Raw genomic sequence first — 25,035 nt, forward strand, 5'->3', positions numbered from 1 at the left:
TTCCCACGATTTATTAACCCTTTAAATATTATAATTATGATAAACCGTTTTATTTTGAACGAAGTTTCTTATTTTGGGCCGGGAGCACGCGAAGTTTTACCTCAGGAAATCAGCAGATTGGGCCTTCAAAAAGCATTTGTAACAACAGATAAAGACCTTATTAAATTTGGTGTTGCTGATAAAGTACTCCAAGTACTTAAAAAAGCCAACATCCCTTTTACTGTATTCAGTGAAATCAAACCAAATCCTACAGTATCAAATGTCAAGGCAGGGGTAAAAGCATTTGCTGAATCAGGCGCAGATTTCATTCTCGCTATTGGTGGAGGTTCTTCTATCGATACATCAAAAGCTATCGGAATTATTACAAATAATCCTGAATTTTCAGATGTTGTTTCTCTGGAAGGAGTGGCTCCTACAAAGAAAAAATCAGTACCTATCATCGCTTTACCAACAACAGCAGGAACAGCGGCAGAAGTAACCATTAACTACGTCATCACCGATGAAGAAAACGAAAAAAAAATGGTTTGTGTAGATCCTAACGATATACCTGCCATTGCTATTGTTGATGCAGAATTGATGTATACTTTGCCGAAAAGTTTGACAGCATCCACGGGTCTTGATGCTCTTACTCATGCTATCGAAGGGCTCATAACCAAAGGTGCATGGGAAATGAGCGATATGTTTGAAATAAAAGCTATCGAAATGATAGCCCGTTATCTGGAAACTGCAGTATCTGAACCTAATAATGCTGAAGCTCGCAATGGAATGGCTGTGGCCCAATATATTGCAGGAATGGCTTTTTCCAATGTAGGGTTAGGTGTTGTCCATGGCATGGCTCATCCTCTAGGAGCCATATTTGATATTCCTCACGGAATCGCTAATGCTTTATTGTTACCTATCATTATGGAATATAATGCCCCAGCAGCCCTCAAAAAATACGTTGAGATAGCCAAAGCAATGAATGTATACAGTATTGGCATGACAGACGAAGATGCTGCTCAAGCCGCAATAAAAGCCGTCAAAGATTTGTCTATAAAAACCGGTATTCCTCAACGATTGAGAGAACTGGGGATAAAAGAGTGTGACCTCCCCAAACTGGCTGCATCGGCAATTAAAGATGTCTGTACACCAGGTAATCCCAGAGACGTAACAGAAGAAATCATTTTAAATTTATACAAGAAAGCTTTTTAATCAATTTAAGGAAACAACTGGTAATAATATCATTACAATAGTACTATCTTTATTACCGGTTGTTTTCCTACTAATTCTATAACAAAATGATAACAGACGAACACATTAAAACATTTATATACCAAGCACATCGTTACGGTGATGCCAAACTAATGCTTTGTAGTAGTGGAAATCTTTCATGGCGAATCGGGGACAAAGCTCTTATTTCCGGAACAGGCTCATGGGTACCCACACTTTCTAAAGAAAAAGTATCTATATGCGATATAGCTTCTGGAAAACCTGAAAATGGCATTAAACCATCTATGGAAAGCACATTTCATTTAGGTATCATGTGCTCCCGTCCTGATGTTAATGTTGTATTACATTTTCAGTCTGAATATGCGACAACTGTTGCTTGCATGAAAAATAAACCTAAAAATTTTAATGTTACAGCAGAACTTCCTTGTCATACAGGTAAAGATATAGCCATTATACCTTATTTCCGCCCTGGATCACCAGAATTGGCTAAAAGCGTCATAGATGCTATGAAAGAGCACGATTCTGTATTATTAACCAATCATGGACAAGTTGTATGTGGAAAAGATTTCGATGAAGTCTTTGAAAAAGCCATGTTTTTTGAAATGGCTTGTCGCATTATTATTCATAGTCGTATGGAGTACGATGTACTTACTCCTACCGAAATTGAAGATTTAGAAGTTTATGTATTAGGTAAAATTAGCAAATGAAAAATAACACCTATCTGGCTGCTGATTTTGGTGGAGGTAGTGGACGTATCATAGCCGGTACAATCTCCAAGGGCAAACTTCATATAGAAGAGATACATAGGTTTACCAACCGGCTTGTACAATTGGGCAAACATATATATTGGGACTTTCCTTGCCTTTTTCAGGACATGAAAGAGGGCATGCGATTGGCAGCAAAACAAGGGCTAAAAATCAATGGTATAGGAATAGATACTTGGGGTGTAGATTTCGGTCTTATTGACCGAAATGGAAATTTATTGGGAAATCCAATCTCATATCGGGATAAAAGAACTGTCGGAATACCTGAAAAAGTTTTTGATATTATCTCTAAATCAGAGCATTATCGTCGTACTGGTATACAAGTCATGCCTATAAATACTTTATTTCAATTATACAGCATGTTACTGGAAGACTGCCCACAACTAACTATTGCAGATAGACTATTATTTATGCCCGATTTGTTTAATTATTTCCTTACAGGAGTTGCTGCGAATGAATACAGTATATCTTCTACATCAGAATTTCTAAACGCCAATACTCATACTTGGGATGTAGATTTACTTTCCCAATTAAAGATTCCTCTGCATCTTTTTGGTGAAATCAGGCAACCAGGAACAATTTTGGGAAAACTAAAAAAAGAGATAGCCAAGGAAACCGGATTAGATGAAATCGACGTTATAACCGTAGGTTCCCATGATACAGCAAGCGCAATTGCTGCAATACCGGCAAGCGGGGAAAATTATGCATTCCTCAGTTCCGGAACATGGTCACTATTAGGCACAGAGACGACCCACCCTATACTGACAGAAGAAGCTCGTATAGCTCAATTTACAAATGAAGGTGGAGCAAATGGGAAAATAACATTTCTGCGTAATATCACCGGATTATGGATATTACAGAGGCTAATGTTAGAATGGAAACAATCTGGTGAAGAAGTTGATTATTCCAACATAATAGAACAAGCAAAATTAATCAAAGAGACAGTTCTCATTGATGTCGATGCTGCTATATTTCAAAATCCGGAAAACATGACAAACAACATTCAAAAATATTGTAAAGAAAGAAAGCTGACTATTCCACAAAATAAAGCTGCATTTGTAAAATGTATATGCGCATCTTTAGCCTCTAAATATAAAGAAGCAATAATTGAAATGAACCGGTTAATACCGGAACCTATCAAACAACTATACATTATTGGTGGCGGTTCTCGTAATAGTTTATTAAATCAGTTGACTGCAGATGTAACTGGAATTCCTGTTATAGCAGGTCCTGCAGAGGCTACAGCAATAGGTAATATTTTAACTCAAGCATACGCTAAAGGAGATATTAAGTCTCAAGAAGAAATAACTCAAATTGTAAGAAGCAGTTTCGATACAAAAACATATCAGCCACAATAAAATACTAAATTATTTATGAAAAATGAGTATATGAAAGGATACCCTATAAAAGAACACAAACAGCCAGTAAAAAGATATTGCCAAACCTTAGACTTAAAGAATGAACCTAAGTTAATTGCAGAATACCGTAAAATGCATAGCCAAGGGAAAATATGGCCGGAAATACCCGCTGGTATACGAGAAGTAGGAATTCTTGAAATGGAAATATATCTATTCGATAACAGATTATTCATGATAGTAGAAACACCATTTGACTTTGATTGGGAAACAGCAATGAAACGCCTAAATACTTTACCTCGTCAACAAGAATGGGAAGTATTTGTCTCTACATTTCAACAAACTGCTTCTCAAGCATCATCAAATGAAAAATGGAAAATGATGGAACGAATTTTTCACTTGTACGAATAAAAAATAAAAATTTCAATTATGAAAAGCACAAAAAATTCAATATTTTCCCAAAATGGGATAAATTACACAATTCCATTCATACTCATTACCAGTTGTTTTGCACTATGGGGATTCGCTAATGACATAACAAATCCTATGGTGAAAGCCTTCTCCAAAATATTTCGTATGAGTGTAGTCGATGGAGCTCTTGTCCAAGTAGCTTTTTACGGAGGATACTTTGCTATGGCTTTCCCTGCAGCTATGTTTATCCGAAAATATTCATATAAAGCTGGAATATTATTAGGGTTAGGATTATATGCATTAGGTGCATTTCTTTTCTTCCCGGCAAAATTAACAGGAGAATATTATCCATTCCTTATTGCTTATTTTATACTTACATGTGGATTATCATTTTTAGAAACTAGTGCTAATCCATATATATTGTCTATGGGGCCAGAAGAATCAGCAACCCGCCGTTTAAATTTCGCTCAATCATTCAATCCTATGGGGTCCTTACTAGGAATGTATGTTGCAATGAATTTCATTCAAGCTCGACTTTTACCCATAGATACTGCAGAACGAAGTCTACTTAGCAATGAAGAATTTGAAGCAGTACGAGATACAGACCTTTCAATCCTTATTGCACCATATTTATACATAGGGCTTATTGTATTGATAATGTTACTTATCATATATAAAACAAAAATGCCCAAAAACGGAGACCAATCACACAAAATAGATTTCATCCCTACTCTAAAACGAATCTTTAGTATACGCCACTATCGGGAAGGAGTCATTGCACAATTCTTTTACGTAGGGGCACAAATAATGTGCTGGACTTTTATTATCCAATATGGAACACATATCTTTACAGAACAGGGTATCGATGAGAAAACCGCTGAAGTTCTTTCTCAGAAATATAATATCTTTGCTATGTTGATATTCTGTATCAGCCGTTTTATTTGTACTTTCCTGCTGCGTTATCTCAATCCAGGAAAACTGTTAATGATATTAGCTTTCGCTGCTTCCTGTTTTACACTCGGAACAATCCTCTTAACCAATATATATGGTCTGTACTGCCTCGTCGGAATATCGGCATGTATGTCACTTATGTTTCCTACTATTTATGGTATTGCTTTAAAAGGATTGGGAGACGATGCAAAATTTGGAGCAGCAGGATTGATTATGGCAATACTTGGAGGTTCGGTACTTCCTCCAATACAAGCTTCAATTATAGATATGGGAATTATTGGAAACTTCCCTGCTGTCAATATTTCTTTTATATTACCTCTTATATGCTTTATTGCCATCATTTCTTACGGATATCGTGCTCGATAAAATTATGAGCTTTTTTCAAAAGCGTATTTCATAAAAAATGCACCCCAAAAGTTAAACAAAAAACTTTTGAGGTGCACCTTATATTTTTTCAAGCCTCAGTAAAAAGTATATCGCCACAACAGTAAAAATCTATTCCATATTGATAGAATACCTGGGTTATATCAAAAACAGTCGGCAACAATTTGTCTTACCGTCTGCAAATAATACCTTCATGTCTTCTTCTATCATAGAGATAATATTGATACCAAATCTCTCCACCAATACTTCTACTACTTCAGGATATAAAAATGCTAGCAAAGTCAGCATTGTATGAATATCTTTTATACCCAAACTATACAATGCGAATAATACGATAATAACCTTTTGTTCATATCAAGCAATATTATAACATAAAGCTCAATAATTCCTTTAATTGAAGAGCAAAACTACTACTAATGAGTAACTGCCATTACACAGCCTCACATCCAATGTTCAAGAAATTCCATTGATATCACCTAAAAATAACTTATTATAACGATATTTTGCACATTGGGCTGTAAGTATAATCGTATCTTTAGGTAGAGTTTCCGCAAATTCAGTATAATAACCAACAAGAAGTTGCCAAAAAATTAGGAATCACTTGCCCATCCTTAGAAGGCTCTATCAGAATTAATTAATAAGGGAAAAATAAAAAAATAATATATTCCTATCCTGATTATAAATAACTCTATCATTTACTAAATTTCCCAGAATATATCAAATAAATCATTCGATATATAGTTTTATTTTAGACAGCCATTCACCAACAATCGAATTATATTTTTGCTCATCATTTACTGAATCTTTTAAATACCTATTCAATAATTTCAAATGCAAACTTTCATCAGCAATCAGCTTCTTTAATAGTTGCTTCATTATTATTACCGAATCAGTATCTTGAGAAAATTTAATCTCTATTGATTTATAAAATTCAATAGTAGCAATTTCCGATTCTATCGCCAACGTCAAAGCTTCAACGAGAGAAGTTCCAATTTTTACATTTTTACTGCTATAGGGTTGAGGTAATTTCCCTCCAAGAGCAACGATAGCGTCTCGGACTCCAGCATAATGCTTCATTTCTACCAATGCTATTCCTAAAAGCAATTCTCCAATCTCATCAAACACAGCTTCTTGCTGTGTATATTGCAAAATACTAGTTATTTCGGAATAATCGGAACTTTCTATTGCGGGATATAACCATTCGGGCCGTACTCCATCATTCGGTCTCAAACCTCTCGTTTCCGGCCATTCCACTTCCGAATCGGAATACTTAAGTACATCAACCAAAGCATCGGCCATCCTATCAACATAATTTATCATAATAGTAAATATTTACAGTTATGATATTACAACAAGTTTACGTTCTACTATGTTTACAGCTTTACAAAACAAACTAATACTAACAATAAAAAAGCCCTGAAAATATTATTTTCCAGAGCTTTAAGCGGTGCGGACGGGACTCGAACCCGCGACCCCATGCGTGACAGGCATGTATTCTAACCAGCTGAACTACCGCACCATTTTATTACTAGAACACTCTTGTTCTCATTTGCGTTTGCAAAGATAGACACTTTTTTTTATTCTGCAATAGTTTGAGCAAAAAAATTGGCATTATTTGATTATTTTCTTACTTTTGTATTATCATAAAATGAATAACTCATGAAAAATACTCCAGTAAACTATCAGATAACCAAACAACTAATAGAAAACTGTGGCCTTACAGACTTTGGTAAAGCAACTATTCGAGAAGTCGTTGCAATATCAAACCAATTGGAGCAGGAAACTCACACAGAATTTATACATATGGAAATGGGAGTTCCCGGATTAAAAGCTGCAGAAGTTGGACTAAAAGCTGAAATCAATGCACTAAAAAATGGTGTAGCTTCCATTTACCCCAATATAAATGGTATACCTGAAATAAAAAATGAAGCCTCTCGATTTATCAAAGCCTTTATAAATACGGATATTCGTCCTGAGTGCTGTGTACCGGTAACAGGTTCTATGCAGGGAACCTTCGCATCATTTCTTACTTGCGGACAATGCTTTCCTAATAAAAAAACAATACTATTCATTGATCCCGGATTCCCTGTACAAAAACAACAAATTACAGTCATGGGGTATCAATACGAATCGTTCGACGTCTATCATTACAGAGGAAACAAATTAAAAGAAATTTTAGAAAAATATCTCTCTAAAGGAAATATTGCCGCAATAATATATTCCAATCCCAACAATCCTGCATGGTTTTGTCTAACAGATGAAGAACTTCAAATTATCGGAGAATTATCTGACAAATATGATACTATCGTTATTGAAGATCTCGCTTACTTTGCAATGGATTTCCGTAAAGATCTCGGCAAACCGTACGCCCCTCCTTATCAAGCAAGTGTCTCCCATTATACTGATAACTATATTTTACAAATTTCTGGGTCTAAAGCATTCAGCTACGCAGGACAACGAATCGGTATTACAGCAATCTCCGACAAACTATACCATCGTTCATATCCAGGATTAACCCAAATATATGGAAACGGGACATTTGGTACAGTATATATACATAGAGTATTATATGCTCTATCTTCCGGGACAAGTCACTCTGCACAATATGCTTTAGCTGCTATGTTTAAAGCTGCAGTCGACGGTACCTACGACTTTGTATCTGATATTAAAGAATATGGCCGCAGGGCAAAAAAATTAAAAGATATATTTACAAAAAATGGATTTTACATTGTCTATGATCATGATTTAGACGCTCCTATTGCTGATGGTTTTTATTTCACTATTGCTTATCCCGGCATGACTGGAGGAGAACTCATGAAAGAACTTATTTTTTATGGTATAAGTGCTATATCATTAAGTACAACAGGCAGTAATCAAGAAGGGCTAAGAGCTTGTACTTCTTTCATTAAAGATCATCAATATTCCCTATTAGAAGAAAGATTGAGCCAATTTAAAAAAGATCATGAAATATAGAATAGGCTTGTGTTGTAAAGTGTTCCTCTACAATGAAATAAAAATATTTCATTGTAGAGGAACACTTTACAGGTTTCTTTTTTTTCATTTATTTCCTGGAGAAACTAATTGTCTGCTCTCCAAATTATAAATATGATACGTTTTCCGTCTTACATAAGAAACATTTATATTTTGCAATATCTGAGAAAATGATATATCTGGAAAACAAAAGGTAATATCCGTATATTGACTCCACTCAGCGACAAACTCCTCACCTTTTGGCAAAGATTTCTTTCTTAAATCCCACAAATATATATTATCCAATTCTGGCATTTTTCTTAAAATAACAGTTTTAATATCTTCATAATGTTTCCCCACACAAACCACTAACATACGCTGATGCTCATTTTTCAACAAAGGTTTTACCCGTAATGATCGTGAAATTATATCAACTAAAGCTTTTGACCATATAGCCATCTTTATCATAGAAGAAGTCAACCATCCTGAATGAGGATAATACTTTTTATAAAAAATATGCATCGCTCCATAAAAAGCCTGAATATATTTTATATCATTATGCTTGGTACTCTCTCCTTTATAATGAAGAATTTTTTCTGGAAGATAATAATTTTTATATCCACCTAACACTAATCGATAGGAAAGGTCTATATCTTCCCCATACATGAAAAAGGAAGTATCCAACAACCCACATTTATTCAATGCCTCTTTGCGTAATAACATAAATGCTCCAGACAAAACATCTACACAATGTTGTTTATCTGCTTCAAGATACAAAAGAGAATATTTGGAAAAAAGAGAAGAATATGGAAACAATTTTGATAAGCCAAATATTTTACAAAAAGAAACCCATGGAGAAGGAAAACTCCGTTTACTTTCCGGTAAAAAATTTCCACGTCCATCCAACATTTTTACTCCCACCCCTCCAGCGTCAGAATGCTTCTCCATAAAAGTACACAAATTATGTAATATATCCTCTCCAACTACGGTATCTGGGTTTAGCAATAATATATATTTTCCTTTTGCAAGTTCTATCGCCTGATTATTTGCTTTAGAAAAACCTGGATTCGAGACATTTTCTATAAATATTACTTGAGGAAACCGAGAACGTAAATATTCGACAGAGCCATCTGTAGAGTTATTATCTACAACATATATTTCTGCATTTATACCTTCTATAGCACGGGAAACAGAAGTAAGGCACTGCTCTAAAAAATATTTTACATTATAATTTACAATAATAATAGATATCAGGATATCATTCATATAAATTCTATTTTACCTGAGCATATTTGAAAAATAACAAAATTATAATAAATCTCATTCATTAAAAATGTGGCCCAAATCAAATGCTACAAATATTGTTATTCTTTTATCAAATAACGAAAAATATGGATTCTTAGTATACAAAAAAAAAGCTTTTCTTTTCTATTTTAATTTGCTTTAATAAATTGCAACTTTATAAAAAAAATACAAATAGCAAAAACAAACAATGAAAAAACAATTTATTTATATTACCGAAAGGGCGAATTATAACCATTTTGAAACAATTTTTTCCGTATCATTCCAAAGCCGCCAACGATATGGATTATTCAGCACCTTAGGTGATATCATCACAGGACGATAACGCCCCCAATATATTCCCGATTGATTGCAATCAACTTTGTCCGTTACTAACAGTAACGTACGTTCTACTCCTTGAGCAGGGGTACGAATAATCGGCCTGAAAATCCAATCGACAATTGGGTCAAACCATCGGTGCATTGTAATAATGCCCGTATCCACGACTCCGGGGTCTACAGCATTTACTATAATTTTTTCTCCTTTAAGCCGCTCTGCCAATTCTAATGTAAAAAGAATAACTGCTTGTTTTGATATACCATATGTTCCAAAACGAGTATAATGCTCTTTATCTGGAATAAACATTTTACTGTTGATCTTTCCTATCTGATATGTAAGAGAACCGGTATTTATAATATGGCCTCCTTCCTCTAAAAGAGGTATCACACGCCGAGTAAGTAAATATGTTCCTATATAATTAACTCCTAAATTTTGTTCGAATCCATCAGCCGTCAACAAAAAATCCCGATTCATTATCCCTGCATTATTAATTAACGCAGTAATTCGAATTTTATCCTCATATAATTGTTCAGTAAAGCTTTTAATAGAATTGAACGAAGCCAAATCTAAAGTATAAAGCTTAATATCCGCTCCCCCATACAAAGATACAAGTCTTTTTTTTATTTCCTCACCCTTTTCTATATTGCGACATGCCATCAATACCCGATAGCCTGACCTTATCAATGATTCAGTAAGGGATGCTCCCATTCCTCCATTAGCACCGGTAATAATAATATATCCCTTATTTTCCATACTGATAAAATTTAGCTTTCCGCTTTATCATACGAACAACAATAGATGGAATACATGTAGCTCCAAAAGAAAATAAATAATTTATCCAACCAGGTGTAATACATCTTTTCCCAGCAAACATAGCAGACAAACCCTTACGCGCTAATTTTTTTGTAGGCATAAGAATCCCTAAACGAACTCCAAGCCTCAACAATTCCGGCTTCAAATTATATAAATTAGTCGCAACTCCACCTGGACATACAGCTGTCACTATTACACCTTTATCATACATTTCATTATACATCGCTTTTGACAAAGTACGTACATATGATTTCGTTGCAGCATATACTGATATTCCAGGATATGGTATCTTTGCGGCTAAAGAAGACATATTCAGAATGTATCCCTTTCCCCTTTTTGCCATATCTTCTCCAAAAAAATGACACAGCATCGTTACCGTATAAACATGAAGATTAACTATTACTGACAATTTACCAGTATTTACGTTGATTACATCATTAAAAAAAAATATACCGGCATTATTAATTAAAATCTCAACTACAATATCATTTTCCCGACAATAACAATACAAACTCGAAGCCGCATCTAAATTTGACAAATCTCGATATAATCCCTCAACAGAAACGGAATAATGTATAGATAATTCTCTTGCTACTCTTTGTATTGGTTCCTCTTCATTACTTACTAATAGCAAATTATACCTTCTTTCGGCCAGTTGTCGAGCATATTCATAACCAATTCCTGAACTAGCTCCAGTTACCAACGCTACAGTTTTTCCCTTAACAGCACTCTCCATTTTTTTTCTTATTCTTTTCCAACTCTTTTATAATAGCAGGAGGCAAATTATTAAGATGTTTATGGCAAGCCATTTCTCTACTATACATACGAGCGATACAATAATTAACATGGTCACAGCCACAACGCAATTCTCCTTCACTTTTCATCCGATTTACAAAATCTGGTTCATTTATTAACGCCCGAGCCATAGCCACAAATTCAAATCCTGAATTTAATACCATATCTATTTTTTCTCGAGATACCAGACCTCCAACATAAATCAGAGGTAATTTTAACATTTTCCTAAATTTTAAAGCATCTTCATAAAAGTAGGCTTCTTTAAAAGGTGCATCCGGAATCATCATATGCCCAAACATACGTACCCCATATTTCAACCATAGCTGTTTCATATAGTACGTCATAGTGTAAATAGGCATTTCACCCCTCATAACATACATAGGAGCTTTACTAACAAATCCTCCACTAAGCACCAATGCATGTACCCCCAGTTTCTCCAGCTCTTTTCCTACTTGAAGACATTCGTCAATATCCATTCCCGACTTAAAGCCATCACGCATATTCATCTTCACAATAACAGCAATATCATCTTTAGCTTCTTCAAGAACCTCATTTATGCACATTTGCATAAACCTCATCCGATTTTCCAATACACCCCCATATTCGTCTCGACGATGATTGGTATAAGGAGATAAAAACTGACTTATCAAATAACCATGTCCAGCGTGTACCTCCACCGCATCAAATCCGGCTTCCCGTATCAAACGAACAGATTTTCCAAACTCTTTAGCCATATCTATAATTTCAGACTTACGCATCCCTCTGACAAACGTAGGAGAATAAAGATTAAAACCCGTAGATGCTGATATTGGAAGCTGCCCTGCTGTACTTCTATGAGACATATTACCACAATGTCCTATCTGAATCGATGCAGCTGCTTGCTCTGAATGAATCACATCAGTAATATGCTTAAGTCCAGGTACTATTTCACGGCGTAACCATAGTTGATGAGGAAAAGAAAGTCCACTACGAGTAACTGCGGCGTAAGCTAACGTCGTCATTCCTATACCTCCCGCTGCTACACTTTTATGATAATCATACAATAGTTTAGTTGGCCCGTTACCCGCACACATCCCTTCAAAAGCTGCAGCACGAATAGTCCGGTTACGTAGCGTTAATGGTCCTATCTTAGCAGGTGTAAATAAAACTGAATTTTCCATACTATTTTAATATTATATCTTTTGTAGAAAAAATTTCGATCACTCGGTTATCTTTCCCAATTTTCCACAACAAAAATTCGTATAATCCCCTCTTATCCCTTACTATCTCAATAAATAAAAGGTATTACTCTTTTCCGTTTTTCTTTAACAAATTCTTCTCCAAACATATCTTCATACCGATGATAAATCGCATTTGCCCGTGGAACAAGATTTGCAAAAGTCCAAATGGCAAAAACTGTACCAGCCAATGACCACGTAAGAATTGCAAAACCTATCCATTCCACAATCTCTCCAAAATAATTGGCAGAAGATACATAACGAAACATTCCACCCCGAGGAAGATAGTGTTTTGTATCACCTGGTTTACGTAAATGACGAATAATATAATCAGAACGCATATTAATATACATTCCCATAAAAAATATAAATGTACCAAATATAAACTGTGGTGTATATAGCCATCGTAAAGAGTACATATTTGATGGCGAAAAATAGAAAATCCATCCTCCCTGCATCACAGCATTCAACACATTAAAAACAACTCCCATCAATATGATACTCAAAGGCATTGGGCTTTTACCTTTTAATAAAAAGGGATATATAAACGAACGGTTCAAATAATGTATCTGAAACAATAAAAAAAATATCAAGCAAACAGGTTCGAAACGACGTTCAGATTTCCACCATAATATTCCCATAACAATAAAAACTGGAGCTTCCATTAAAAGCCAGCCCCATTTATTGGGTATCTGAGGTCCCCAATGCCCATTTCTCATAATACCATATCCGGCTTTAACAAAATATAAAGCAATAAAAACTATGACAGCTAAAAAAATCATTCCCCACAAAAGTAGATTATATGCGTGTTCCATACTCAAATTATCCGGTTAACATTTAGAATACAAAAATAAATATAATAATCCAAAGATTTGCCACTATCAGACACGAAAAAAACTTTTTATAACAAAAACGTTTTCTATTTCAAATTATAATAATAAAAAAGCCTCTGAAATTTCTTATTACAAGAAATACAAAGGCTTTTGAAAATATGTATATATAAGTCAGCTCATCAGAATGTCACACCTAAACGGAATCCAAAATTATTCAACCCATCAACTTTATATGTCAAAACTTTTGACTTATTAGTGGCATAACTATAATACAATGCAACGTGAAATCCAAAATTATGATTTGACGTCGGATAAATAGTCATACCTACTTCAGGCGAAGTCGTAAATCCCCAATCATCATCCTTTGATTTATAAACATTATAATAAGATGACATGCGAGCGTACTCTGCCCCTAATTTCAAGGCAACATACGGTTCAAACATATTCCCTGGAATAAAACGATAACGTAGAGATGCTCCAAAAGGCAATTGAAATACTGAATGCTGCTGGTCCATAGTAACAGCTGAATGGTCAGTCATCTGTATAGTTCGCATTGAAATATATTCATTATTTGTATGATAAGCGATAAATGCTCCTACACCAAAATGGTCGGTAAAATAATAACCACCTTCAAAATTCATACCCCATCCGCTGGCAACATCAGCAAACTTATTATTGAGGGGAACATTAAATTGCCAATCAATATGAAAGAACGAATCAGAAACATCCTGAGCTTTCATACCAAAAGGAAAAGCCAGACAAAGCGCCACAAAAAGAACTGCTTTAGTCCATATATTTTTTACTCTTTTCATATGTGCATATTTTATTTTAATTAATTACTCTTGAAATTACCATGTCTGTCCTCTTTTTTTAAGTAAAAAATCAGACAACACTTCATCTATTCTATTTTTTCAGATAAGGTGATTGTATAAACGCTTGATTAACAGCAGTTATGGCCAACTCGGTATTTATCCGATGAGAAGATGACAATAAACCGGTCATGTAAGCATCCCAAATAACAGACAATTTCTTTGTATTAGTAGTTGTCTCATTTACTTCCAAACTAATAAGTTCAGTAAGCAAAGAACCTACATTATAACTATACACTACACGATATGGATAATACCAACCACCCCAATTACCCCAATATCCGGGATACCAATAACCGGGATAATCCCACCACCAATAAGGGTCACTATATCCGGTAAAATAATGAGTATCTTCAACATAACTCATTTGAATACCTAAATCAGCCTGATCCTTCTTATCAACTCGCTGATAACCGCGCTCTTCCATATTGTCGACACAAGCTTCGATTATACGCAATGCATTATCATCTTTCCAGTATTGGGCTTCTTTACTATCTGTAATCAGCAAAATACTATCAGGGATGTAAAACTTGGTAAACGAACCAAAATCTTCAGTCTTGTCATAATCGGTATAGACGAGGAAGTTGTCGTCCAAATCATCCGTATTGGGTTCTTTTTCACACGCTGCAAATAAGAACAATACCAATAGAATAGGAACAAATCTTTTCATATACTTTCTGTTTTTAAAAGATTATAATTAAAAAACTCTTTTGAATCTATAACAATGATACTCCGAGAAAGTTTCATCTTTCTTGTTAATAAGCTTTAACGATATTATTGCAACAAGCACCATTTTATAATGACTTTAACCAAAATATCATTCAAAATTCGAAAAAGCCCCTTCCAAATTTTTTTTGACAATCTATAAAATAGCGATGATATCCAATCCACCAATCATTTTTCTTATTTTTTCAAGTACATTTCATATCAAAAATATTTTCGAGAATTTCAACCAATATTTCATCAAACAAATACTTAATAATACATTTTTATATCAAAATCTTAAAATCGATACAATATTTGACATATACGTTATGTTTTTTTCTACCCTTATCAGCAAGGATATAAAAATATTTTGTATTTTTGAGACTAAAATATAAGATGTTAGTGTGGTAATTAAGATTTTTCTCTCCTATCATATAGAGAAAAGCTTATTTTATAGTGAGATTCTATTATCATGAGTACCAGAATAAAGACAGGGTTGATAGGCCTAGGCCGGATGGGGAGATTCTATTTGGAAGAGATGCAGAAGAGCGGGGAATGGGACATACGCTACATATGCGATGTCAACCCGGGCATTCGGGCATTGGCCGGGGAGCTGTCTCCCGGAAGCAAGATCATCGAAGACGAGCAGGTCATCTTCGAGGACCCTGAAATAGAGGTCGTAGGCCTGTTCACACTGGCCGATTCGAGGCTGGAGCAAATCAGCAAAGCCGTACATTATGGCAAGCATATCATATCGGAAAAGCCCATAGCCGATACCGTCGAGCGGGAATGGGAGGCCGTGCGGCTGAGCGAATCGTCACCGCTGCTCAGCACGGTCAATCTCTATTTGCGGAATTCATGGTACCACCAGTGCATGAAGCACTACATCGAGCAGGGAGAAATCGGGGAGCTGGCCATCCTCCGCATCTGCCACATGACTCCGGGGCTTGTGCCGGGCGAGGGGCACGAACATGAGGGGCCGGCTTTCCATGACTGCGGGATGCACTACGTTGACATCGCGCGGTGGTATGCCGGGTGTGAATACAAGAGCTGGCACTCGCAGGGGATCAACATGTGGAACTACAAGGACCCCTGGTGGATACAGTGCCACGGCACTTTTGACAACGGCGTGGTTTTCGACATCACCCAAGGCTTCGTTTACGGGCAGCTTTCCAAAGACCAGACTCATAATTCCTATGTCGACATCATCGGTACCAAAGGCATTGTCCGCATGAGCCACGACTTCAAGACGGCCGTGGTGGACCTCCACGGGGTCAACCAGACCCAACGCATCGAGAAGCCTTTCGGGGGAAAGAACATAGACCGTCTGTGCCGTCTCTTCGCGGAATCCCTGCGCAGTGGCGTGCGCCATCCCCTGCTGCCCCGGTTGCGCGATTCGGCCATTGCCTCGGAGTATGCCTGGAAATTCTTCCTGGATGCCAAGGAGCACGAGCTGCCTTCCATCGGCAAAGTCCAGACGCTGGAGCGTATCCGGGAGCGGCGCCGGAACATGAAAAACGGTTACGGATTGATCAAACGTTTTTAAGCAAACTATATAAAAATAAATGGTTAACTAAAAATTTAATTATTATGTCTGACATTTCAAGAAGAGATTTTCTCAAGACGGGTGCCGCCGCTCTGGCCGGCCTGACCATCGCCCCGAGCAGCATTCTGGGCAAGAGTTTCGGGCATGTCCCTCCCAGTGACAAGCTGAACATCGCGGCTGTAGGTATCGGAGGCATGGGTAATGCCAATCTGAAAAACATGGAAAAGACGGATAATATCGTGGCCTTGTGCGACGTGGACTGGCGTTATGCCAAGCCTGTTTTCGAGCGTCTTCCCAACGCCAAGAGGTATTATGATTACCGCAAGATGTATGATGAAATGGGCAAGAGCATCGATGCGGTCCTGGTGGCTACGGCCGACCACACCCATGCCATCATCTCGGCCGAAGCGCTGACCATGGGCAAGCACGTGTATTGCCAGAAGCCTTTGACCCACTCGGTATATGAGTCCCGCCTGCTGACCAAGCTGGCCGAAAAGTACAACGTGGCTACGCAGATGGGCAACCAGGGGGCTTCGGACGAGGGCACCGACCTGGTGTGCGAATGGATATGGAACGGTGAGATCGGAGAGGTCACCAAAGTGGAATGCGCTACGGACCGGCCCATCTGGCCCCAGGGTCTCAACGCGCCTGAGAAGGTAGACCGCATTCCCAAGACTCTTGACTGGGACCTGTTCTGTGGCCCTACGGAGGTGATTCCGTACAATTCCATCTACCATCCTTGGAACTGGAGGGGTTGGTGGCGTTTCGGGACCGGAGCTTTGGGGGACATGGCCTGCCACATCCTGCACCAGCCGTTCAAGGCCTTGAACTTGAAGTATCCCACCAAGGTACAAGGCTCGTCAACCCTTCTGCTGCAAGACTGCGCCCCTACGGCCCAACACGTGAAAATGGTCTTCCCCGCCCGGGACAACATGCCCAAGGTGGCCATGCCCGAAGTCGAGGTGCACTGGTATGACGGAGGCATGATGCCGGACCGGCCGGCCGGTTTCCCTGACAACAAGCAGCTGATGGGACCTGGAGGGGGATTGACGATTTTCCACGGGACCAAGGATACCCTTATTTGCGGTTGTTACGGGCAGCAGCCTTACCTGCTTTCGGGCCGGGTGCCCAACGCCCCCAAAGTCTGCCGGCGCGTGCCCAACGCCATGGGAGGAGGCCACGAACAAGACTGGATACGGGCTTGCAAGGAAAGCCCTTCGAGCCGGGTAAAGACCAAATCGGATTTCTCCGAAGCCGGACCGCTCAACGAAATGGTGGTCATGGGGGTACTGGCCGTGCGGCTGCAGACTCTCAACAAGGAGCTCCAGTGGGACGGGGAGAACATGAGGTTTACCAATATAGCCGACAACGAGACCATCCGCAACCTTGTCAAGGACGATTTCAAAATTGTGGACGGTGACCCAAAATTCAACAAAATCTGGACTGACCCGGTCAACGCACAGGCTTATGCCCAGGAGCTGATCAAGCACAATTACCGCCAGGGGTGGAAATTGCCCGACATGCCCAGATAACAGCCGGGGGATTGAGTATAAAAAAAACAGAAATAGAAATTTATAACTTGAAAATCGTATGAAAAAAGTATTTTATTTTGCTGGCAGCATGATGGCCGGTACGTTAATCGCCTGCAGCGGTGGCAACCAGAAAAAGGCTGCAGAAGGACAGACTGCTGAACAAGCAGGTAATGAAGTGGCAGTTTCTTATTCCTCTTCCTTGAAAGCCCCCGAAAGCGACACGTTGAATCTTCCGGTGGATGCGGATGGGTATATCACCATTTTCGACGGGAAGACTTTTAATGGATGGAGGGGTTACGGCAAGGACCGTGTCCCGGGAAAATGGACCATTGAGGACGGTTGCATCAAGTTCAACGGCACCGGAGGGGGTGAAGCCCAGGATGCCGACGGCGGCGACCTTATCTTCGCCCACAAGTTCAAGAATTTCGAGCTGGAACTTGAATGGAAGATTTCCAAGGGGGGGAACTCGGGCATTCTTTACCTGGCCCAGGAGGTGACCAGCACCGACAAGGACGGCAAGGAAATCGTGGAGCCTATCTACATTTCCGCACCGGAGTACCAGGTATTGGACAATGCCAACCATCCTGATGCCAAGCTGGGCAAGGACAACAACCGACAGTCGGCTTCGCTGTATGACATGATACCGGCCGTGCCGCAGAATGCCAAGCCTTTCGGCGAATGGAACAAGGCAAAAATCATGGTATATAAGGGTACGGTCGTACACGGGCAAAACGGGGAGAACGTGCTCGAATATCACCTGTGGACTCCGCAATGGACGGAAATGCTCCAGAAGAGCAAATTCAGCGAAGAGAAATGGCCGCTGGCTTTCAGCCTGCTCAACAACTGCGGGGGAGACAACCACGAAGGGTTCATCGGATTGCAGGACCATGGGGATGACGTATGGTACCGGAACATCCGCGTGAAGGTGTTAGATTGAACATATTTCCAAGACTGACTTTTTTTTTAACCGGGGAGCCTGTTTGCCCTGTAAACAGGCTCTTCAAAAAAATCTACGACATGAAATTCAAAACTTTGTTATTTATGACTGCCATGACGGTCGTGGGGTGTACGGGAAAGCCTGTTTCAGAAGCCGGAGAGGCTCCGGCCGCAAAGAAGGACATCAACATTCAGTTGTACTCGGTCAGGGACAAGATTCTCCCGGACTTCAGTAATCTGGACAGCCTCCTCTTCCAACTGGCAGAGATGGGCTATACCGGAGTGGAAGCAGCCGGCTATAACGACGGCAAGTTCTACGGCCGTACCCCGGAGGAATTCAAGGAAGCCGTGGAGAAGGCCGGAATGACGGCCCTCTCTTCCCATACCGGACGGGGACTCAGCGCTGAAGAGCTGGCCTCGGGCAACTTCCAGGAAGCGCTCAAGTGGTGGGACCGGTGTATCGCCGACCACAAGGCCGCGGGGATGAGCTACATCGTCACTCCGTGGATGGACGTGCCCGGGAGCCTGAAGGATTTAGAGACCTACTGCCGGTATTATAACGAAATCGGGAAACGCTGCCGGGAAAACGGGCTCCTGTACGGTTACCACAACCACGCCCACGAGTTCCAGAAAGTGGAGGGCGAGACCATGTATGACTATATGCTCAGCCATACCGATCCCGAGAACGTCTTCTTCCAGATGGACGTGTACTGGGTGGTACGGGGACAGAACAGCCCGGTGGATTATTTCAACAAGTATCCCGGACGGTTCAAGATCCTTCACATCAAGGATGAGAGAGAAATCGGACAGAGCGGAATGGTGGGTTTCGATGCCATATTCCGAAATGTGCAGAAGGCCGGAACCCAGGACATAGTCGCCGAGATTGAAAGATACAGCGGTGAGGTATTGCAAAGTGTCAGACAAAGCTTCGACTATCTGAATCAGGCCGAATTCGTCCCTTACAATTTTTAAAAAATATAAAAATGTTAAAACGGTTTTTATATTGTAATAAAAACCGTCTTTTTGAGAAACACTTCATACTTTGAGAACAAAAAATATGAAGTGTTTTTTATGTACATATAAACGACCTCTCCAAAACTTTTTCTATTTTCAAATAATAACAAAAAGTTGTATCTTCACAGCGAAAAAATACATTTTTACAAAATGGAGCCCTTTCACATAAAAAATAATTAGTAAAAAGAGTATAAATTGTAATCTCTACTTTGCAAAATTGTATTTTTTATATACATTTGTGCCGCATTATAATATTGTGAAGTGGAAGCATTTTTTAGGACACACAAATATCTGGTTGAGCACACCAGTTCTCCGGTTAAAAGAGAATTGATGCAAGAAATTAACTGGGATAACCGGCTTATAGGAATAAAAGGAAGCCGGGGAGTAGGTAAAACTACATTCCTCCTTCAATATGCAAAAGAAAATTTCGGTACTGACAGATCTTGTCTATACATAAATTTAAACCATTTATATTTTACAGAACGAACCTTAGCTGATTTTGCAGATGAATTTCGAGTAAAAGGAGGTAAGACTCTACTTATTGATCAAGTTTTTAAATATCCCAATTGGTCTAATGAACTTAAATATTGCTATGATAATTTTCCTGAATTAAAAATTGTGTTTACCGGTTCGTCTGTCATGCGACTAAAAGAGGAAAACCCGGTACTTTCAGGATTAGTAGACTCATACAATTTAAGAGGTTTCTCATTTCGAGAATATTTAAATTTAATGGCCGGAACAGATTTCCCCTCATTTAAATTAGAAGAACTATTAGATAATCATACAAAGATAGCCGAAGACATATGCAGCAAGGTAAAACCCTTAGCATATTTCCAAGATTATTTGCATCATGGATTTTATCCATTTTTTTTAGAAAAACGAAATTTTTCTGAAAACTTGATAAAAACCATAAATATGATGATGGAGGTAGATATATTATTCTTAAAACAAATAGAACTTACATATTTACCTAAAGTACGAAAATTACTTTACTTACTATCGATAAATGCTCCTTGTGCTCCAAATGTAAGTCAATTGAGTAAAGAAATACAAACATCAAGAGCCACAGTAGTAAATTATATAAAATATTTAAAAGATGCACGGCTTATCAATATGCTTTATCCAATTAATGAAGAATTTCCGAAAAAACCGGCAATGGTATATATGCATAATACAAATCTCATGTATCCGATGCGTCCTTCTCAAGTAGGAGAACAAGCGGTAAGAGAAACATTTTTCTACAACATCCTGCATAAGGACAACCGGTTGAACAAAGGAGAACGAAATGCTCAATTTTTGGTGAATCAAAGATATAATTTCAGAATTGAAGGGGAAAATATCCGAAGAAGGGTTAACCCAGACTTATATTATGCCGTGGATATGATAGAGACTGGATACGAAAATAAAATTCCACTCTGGCTCTTCGGCTTTTTATATTGATTTAAGTAACGAGATTCTCAAATTTTCAAATATAATTTAGAATATGACCAAACAAAAAAAAATGTTAACCTGTGACGGTAATCAGGCAGCAGCTCATATCTCGTATATGTTCAGCGAAGTAGCTGCTATTTACCCCATCACACCCTCCTCTACTATGGCAGAATATGTAGACGAGTGGGCTGCCGCAGGACGCAAAAACATCTTCGGCGAAACTGTATTAGTACAGGAAATGCAATCAGAAGCAGGAGCTGCAGGAGCCGTTCACGGTTCATTGCAAGCCGGTGCATTAACAACCACCTACACGGCCTCTCAAGGATTACTGCTAATGATCCCGAACATGTACAAAATTGCCGGTGAATTTCTTCCGTGTGTATTTCATGTTTCGGCTCGTACATTAGCATCTCACGCTCTTTGTATTTTTGGTGACCATCAAGATGTAATGTCTACACGCCAAACAGGCTTTGCTATGTTAGCCGAAGGTTCGGTTCAGGAAGTTATGGATTTGGCAGGGGTAGCACACTTATCTACGATCAAAGCAAGAGTTCCTTTCGTTAATTTCTTTGACGGTTTCCGTACTTCTCATGAAATACAGAAAATCGAAATGCTTGAAAACGAAGATTTAGCTCCGCTTATAGATCAAAAAGCTCTACAAGAATTCCGTGACCGCGCATTAAATCCAGAAAAGCCAGTGGCACGCGGTATGGCTGAAAATCCAGATACATTCTTCCAACACAGAGAATCATGTAACAGTTACTACGAAGCTGTTCCTGCTATCGTTGAAGAATACATGAACGAAATATCCAAAATTACCGGCCGCAAATACGGATTATTCAACTATTATGGAGCAGAAGATGCTGACCGCGTAATCATTGCCATGGGCTCAGTTACAGAAGCAGCTCGTGAAGCCATAGACTATCTGATGTCTAAAGGTGAAAAAGTCGGATTAGTGTCAGTACATCTATATCGTCCATTCTCTGCAAAACATTTCTTAGCTGCAGTCCCCAAAACAGCCAAGAAAATTGCAGTCCTCGACAGAACCAAAGAACCAGGTGCAACTGGTGAGCCATTATATCTTGATGTCAAAGATGTATTCTATGGACAAGAAAACGCTCCAGAGATTGTAGGTGGACGTTATGGATTAGGCTCTAAGGATACTACTCCTGCCCAAATTCTTTCTGTATTTGAGAATTTAGCATTACCGATGCCTAAAAATAACTTTACTATCGGTATCGTTGACGATGTAACTTTCACATCTTTACCTCAAAAAGAAGAAATTGCTCTTGGAGGAGAAGGCATGTTTGAAGCTAAATTCTACGGATTGGGTGCAGATGGCACTGTAGGGGCAAATAAAAACTCTGTAAAAATCATTGGAGATAATACAGACAAACACTGTCAGGCTTACTTCTCTTATGACTCAAAAAAATCTGGAGGTTTCACTTGTTCTCATTTACGCTTTGGCGATAGCCCTATACGTTCCACTTATTTAGTAAATACTCCTAATTTCGTAGCTTGCCATGTACAAGCATACCTTCGCATGTACGATGTAACACGCGGATTACGGGAAAATGGAACATTCTTACTGAATACAATCTGGAGTGAAGAAGAATTAGCAAAGCATCTACCTAATAAAGTAAAACGCTATTTTGCTCAAAAAAATATCTCAGTTTACTATATCAATGCAACTCAAATTGCCCAAGAAATAGGATTAGGTAATCGTACCAATACCATATTACAATCGGCATTTTTCCGCATTACAGGAGTAATTCCTGTTGATTTAGCTATCGAACAAATGAAAAAGTTCATCGTAAAATCTTACGGAAAAAAAGGAGAGGATATTGTAAACAAAAATTATGCTGCAGTTGACCGTGGTGGTGAATATAAACAACTGACTGTAGACCCAAGTTGGGCCAATCTACTTGATGATGAAATCATTGCAAATAATGATCCAGCATTCATCAATGAAGTAGTGCGTCCAATCAATGCTCAAGATGGGGACCTTCTTCCTGTTTCTGCATTTAAAGGAATCGAAGATGGAACTTGGCCACAAGGTACTGCTAAATACGAAAAACGTGGTGTAGCAGCATTTGTTCCAGAATGGACACCAGAAAATTGTATCCAATGTAACAAATGTGCTTATGTTTGTCCTCATGCTTCAATCCGCCCATTTGTACTTGATGCAACAGAGCAATCTGGAGCAAATTTCCCATCTATAAAGGCCGTAGGTAAAGCATTTGACGGTATGACATTCCGCATGCAAGTAGACGTCTTAGACTGTTTAGGTTGTGGTAATTGTGTCGACGTATGCCCCGGTAACAAGAATGGCAAAGCTTTGGCAATGAAAACTCTTGAATCTCAACTGCCTGAAGCTAACAACTGGACATACTGTATTGATAATGTAAAGAGCAAACAACATTTAGTAGATATCAAAGCTAATGTAAAAAATTCACAATTTGCCACTCCACTATTTGAATTCTCTGGTGCTTGTTCTGGTTGTGGTGAAACTCCATACGTAAAATTAATTTCTCAATTATTTGGAGATCGTGAAATGGTTGCAAATGCAACAGGATGCTCTTCTATATATTCTGGATCCATACCCTCAACACCTTATACTACAAATGAAAAAGGCCACGGGGTTGCATGGGCAAACTCATTATTTGAGGACTTCGCTGAATTTGGCATGGGTATGAGTCTCGCTGTTGAAAAAATGCGTGAACGTATTGTTAAACTAATGAATCAAGCCATAGAAAGCGATAATTGTCCCTCTGAAACCAAAGAGCTTTTTAAAGAATGGATCGCAGATAAAGATAATACAGAACGTTCCATTGAGCTTGAAGCCAAAATTACTCCTATCGTAACAGCTAATGCTGATAAATGTGATATTTGTAAAGAAATAGCGTCTTTGTCTAAATTCTTAATCAAAAAATCTCAATGGATTATTGGTGGTGACGGTGCTTCTTATGATATCGGATTTGGAGGACTCGACCATGTATTAGCATCCGGTAAAAATGTAAATATCCTAGTATTAGATACTGAAGTTTACTCTAACACAGGTGGGCAAGCATCTAAAGCTACCCCTGTAGGAGCAATTGCCAAATTTGCTGCAGCAGGTAAACGTGTACGTAAAAAAGATTTAGGTCTTATAGCATCAACCTATGGATATGTGTATTGCGCACAAATCGCAATGGGTGCAGATCAAGCTCAAACTTTAAAGGCTATCCGTGAAGCAGAAGCTTACAACGGTCCGTCTATCATTATTGCCTATGCTCCATGTATCAATCATGGCTTGAAAAAAGGTATGGGTAAGGCACAAGCTGAAGAAGCTGCAGCTGTTGAATGCGGATATTGGCATTTATGGCGCTATAACCCAATGTTGGAAGCCGAAGGCAAAAATCCATTCACACTGGACAGCAAAGAACCTCAATGGGATAAATTTGAAGACTTCCTTAAAGGCGAGGTACGTTATGCATCAGTAATGAAGCAATATCCTCAAGAAGCAGAAGAACTCTTCCAAGCAGCCAAAGAAAATGCAAAATGGCGTTATAATAACTACAAACGTTTAGCAAAACAACAATGGGGAATAGATCAGGACTAATTAGAATCTTGATACAATAAATAAAATGGAGTATTTCTGACAGAGATACTCCATTTTTATTTATTACACTATACAACAT

General features: G+C 38.6%; 20 protein-coding genes, 1 tRNA gene and 1 pseudogene. 12 read left to right on the forward strand and 10 right to left on the reverse strand.

The genetic code is table 11. The features are described from left to right. Positions 1-36 precede the first annotated feature (36 nt). The 5 genes from fucO to fucP all read left to right on the forward strand — a co-directional run bounded on the left by fucO (position 37) and on the right by fucP (position 5,056). On the forward strand, positions 37-1,191 hold the full coding sequence (gene fucO / locus BN2628_RS07820) for a lactaldehyde reductase (RefSeq protein ID WP_055096695.1): 1,155 nt from the start codon (positions 37-39) through the stop codon (positions 1,189-1,191). An 86-nt stretch (positions 1,192-1,277) separates the two neighbouring features. Continuing rightward, positions 1,278-1,916: a class II aldolase/adducin family protein gene (locus BN2628_RS07825; protein ID WP_055096697.1), complete on the forward strand. Its 639-nt coding sequence runs from the start codon at positions 1,278-1,280 to the stop codon at positions 1,914-1,916. After that, positions 1,913-3,331: a rhamnulokinase gene (locus tag BN2628_RS07830; RefSeq protein WP_055096699.1), complete on the forward strand. Its 1,419-nt coding sequence runs from the start codon at positions 1,913-1,915 to the stop codon at positions 3,329-3,331. The genes BN2628_RS07825 and BN2628_RS07830 overlap by 4 nt, the downstream gene beginning before the upstream one ends. A gap of 30 nt (positions 3,332-3,361) precedes the next feature. Continuing rightward, positions 3,362-3,739 carry an L-rhamnose mutarotase gene (locus BN2628_RS07835; protein ID WP_021931069.1) on the forward strand — a complete coding sequence of 126 codons (378 nt, stop codon included), beginning with the start codon at positions 3,362-3,364 and terminating at the stop codon, positions 3,737-3,739. Between the two features lie 18 nt (positions 3,740-3,757). Then, positions 3,758-5,056, forward strand: coding sequence for an L-fucose:H+ symporter permease (gene fucP / locus BN2628_RS07840; protein WP_055096700.1), 1,299 nt, complete (start codon positions 3,758-3,760; stop codon positions 5,054-5,056). Positions 5,057-5,212: 156 nt separating this feature from the next. Here fucP and BN2628_RS17230 read toward each other — a convergent pair. From BN2628_RS17230 to BN2628_RS07850, 3 genes and pseudogenes are all read right to left on the reverse strand, one after another. After that, positions 5,213-5,641 (reverse strand): annotated as a pseudogene (locus BN2628_RS17230) (hydroxylamine reductase); the annotation flags it as partial. 159 nt (positions 5,642-5,800) lie between these two features. Then, entirely contained in the window at positions 5,801-6,394 is a 594-nt protein-coding gene (locus BN2628_RS07845) for a ferritin family protein (RefSeq protein ID WP_021931072.1), read from the reverse strand. Positions 6,395-6,519: 125 nt separating this feature from the next. Continuing rightward, positions 6,520-6,593, reverse strand: a tRNA-Asp gene (locus tag BN2628_RS07850). Positions 6,594-6,733: 140 nt separating this feature from the next. On the opposite strand from BN2628_RS07850, the gene BN2628_RS07855 reads away from it, so the two are divergent. Next, positions 6,734-8,047, forward strand: coding sequence for an aminotransferase class I/II-fold pyridoxal phosphate-dependent enzyme (locus tag BN2628_RS07855; protein WP_055096702.1), 1,314 nt, complete (start codon positions 6,734-6,736; stop codon positions 8,045-8,047). 84 nt (positions 8,048-8,131) lie between these two features. On the opposite strand, the gene BN2628_RS07860 is transcribed toward BN2628_RS07855, so the two are convergent. From BN2628_RS07860 to BN2628_RS07890, 7 genes are all read right to left on the reverse strand, one after another. Continuing rightward, positions 8,132-9,310 (reverse strand): glycosyltransferase family 2 protein, encoded by a 1,179-nt coding sequence (locus BN2628_RS07860; RefSeq protein WP_021931074.1) that lies wholly within the window; start codon positions 9,308-9,310, stop codon positions 8,132-8,134. A 264-nt stretch (positions 9,311-9,574) separates the two neighbouring features. Next, positions 9,575-10,417: an SDR family NAD(P)-dependent oxidoreductase gene (locus BN2628_RS07865; RefSeq protein ID WP_055096704.1), complete on the reverse strand. Its 843-nt coding sequence runs from the start codon at positions 10,415-10,417 to the stop codon at positions 9,575-9,577. Then, positions 10,407-11,213 (reverse strand): SDR family NAD(P)-dependent oxidoreductase, encoded by an 807-nt coding sequence (locus tag BN2628_RS07870; RefSeq protein WP_021931077.1) that lies wholly within the window; start codon positions 11,211-11,213, stop codon positions 10,407-10,409. The genes BN2628_RS07865 and BN2628_RS07870 overlap by 11 nt, the downstream gene beginning before the upstream one ends. Beyond that, a complete protein-coding gene (locus tag BN2628_RS07875) occupies positions 11,197-12,432 on the reverse strand; it encodes an NADH:flavin oxidoreductase (RefSeq protein WP_021931078.1) in 1,236 nt (411 codons plus the stop codon). The genes BN2628_RS07870 and BN2628_RS07875 overlap by 17 nt, the downstream gene beginning before the upstream one ends. A 107-nt stretch (positions 12,433-12,539) precedes the next feature. Next, entirely contained in the window at positions 12,540-13,271 is a 732-nt protein-coding gene (locus BN2628_RS07880) for a DUF1295 domain-containing protein (RefSeq protein ID WP_055097150.1), read from the reverse strand. Positions 13,272-13,501: 230 nt separating this feature from the next. Then, entirely contained in the window at positions 13,502-14,134 is a 633-nt protein-coding gene (locus BN2628_RS07885) for an outer membrane beta-barrel protein (RefSeq protein WP_055096705.1), read from the reverse strand. Between the two features lie 91 nt (positions 14,135-14,225). Beyond that, positions 14,226-14,861 carry a DUF4136 domain-containing protein gene (locus tag BN2628_RS07890; protein ID WP_021931081.1) on the reverse strand — a complete coding sequence of 212 codons (636 nt, stop codon included), beginning with the start codon at positions 14,859-14,861 and terminating at the stop codon, positions 14,226-14,228. A gap of 507 nt (positions 14,862-15,368) precedes the next feature. On the opposite strand from BN2628_RS07890, the gene BN2628_RS07900 reads away from it, so the two are divergent. The 6 genes from BN2628_RS07900 to nifJ all read left to right on the forward strand — a co-directional run bounded on the left by BN2628_RS07900 (position 15,369) and on the right by nifJ (position 24,956). Next, on the forward strand, positions 15,369-16,442 hold the full coding sequence (locus tag BN2628_RS07900; RefSeq protein ID WP_021931083.1) for a Gfo/Idh/MocA family protein: 1,074 nt from the start codon (positions 15,369-15,371) through the stop codon (positions 16,440-16,442). Between the two features lie 44 nt (positions 16,443-16,486). Beyond that, complete coding sequence (locus tag BN2628_RS07905) at positions 16,487-17,974, forward strand: Gfo/Idh/MocA family oxidoreductase (RefSeq protein ID WP_021931084.1); 1,488 nt, start codon at positions 16,487-16,489, stop codon at positions 17,972-17,974. A 58-nt stretch (positions 17,975-18,032) separates the two neighbouring features. Next, entirely contained in the window at positions 18,033-18,911 is an 879-nt protein-coding gene (locus BN2628_RS07910; RefSeq protein ID WP_055095510.1) for a 3-keto-disaccharide hydrolase, read from the forward strand. Positions 18,912-19,024: 113 nt separating this feature from the next. Further along, positions 19,025-19,882, forward strand: a complete 858-nt coding sequence (locus BN2628_RS07915; RefSeq protein WP_246469212.1) for a sugar phosphate isomerase/epimerase family protein — start codon at positions 19,025-19,027, stop codon at positions 19,880-19,882. Positions 19,883-20,185: 303 nt separating this feature from the next. Then, positions 20,186-21,364 (forward strand): ATP-binding protein, encoded by a 1,179-nt coding sequence (locus BN2628_RS07920; protein WP_055096709.1) that lies wholly within the window; start codon positions 20,186-20,188, stop codon positions 21,362-21,364. 43 nt (positions 21,365-21,407) lie between these two features. Beyond that, positions 21,408-24,956 (forward strand): pyruvate:ferredoxin (flavodoxin) oxidoreductase, encoded by a 3,549-nt coding sequence (gene nifJ / locus BN2628_RS07925; protein ID WP_055096711.1) that lies wholly within the window; start codon positions 21,408-21,410, stop codon positions 24,954-24,956. Positions 24,957-25,035: the final 79 nt, after the last annotated feature.

Source organism: Gabonia massiliensis, assembly GCF_001403595.1.
GTDB lineage: Bacteria > Bacteroidota > Bacteroidia > Bacteroidales > Coprobacteraceae > Coprobacter > Coprobacter secundus.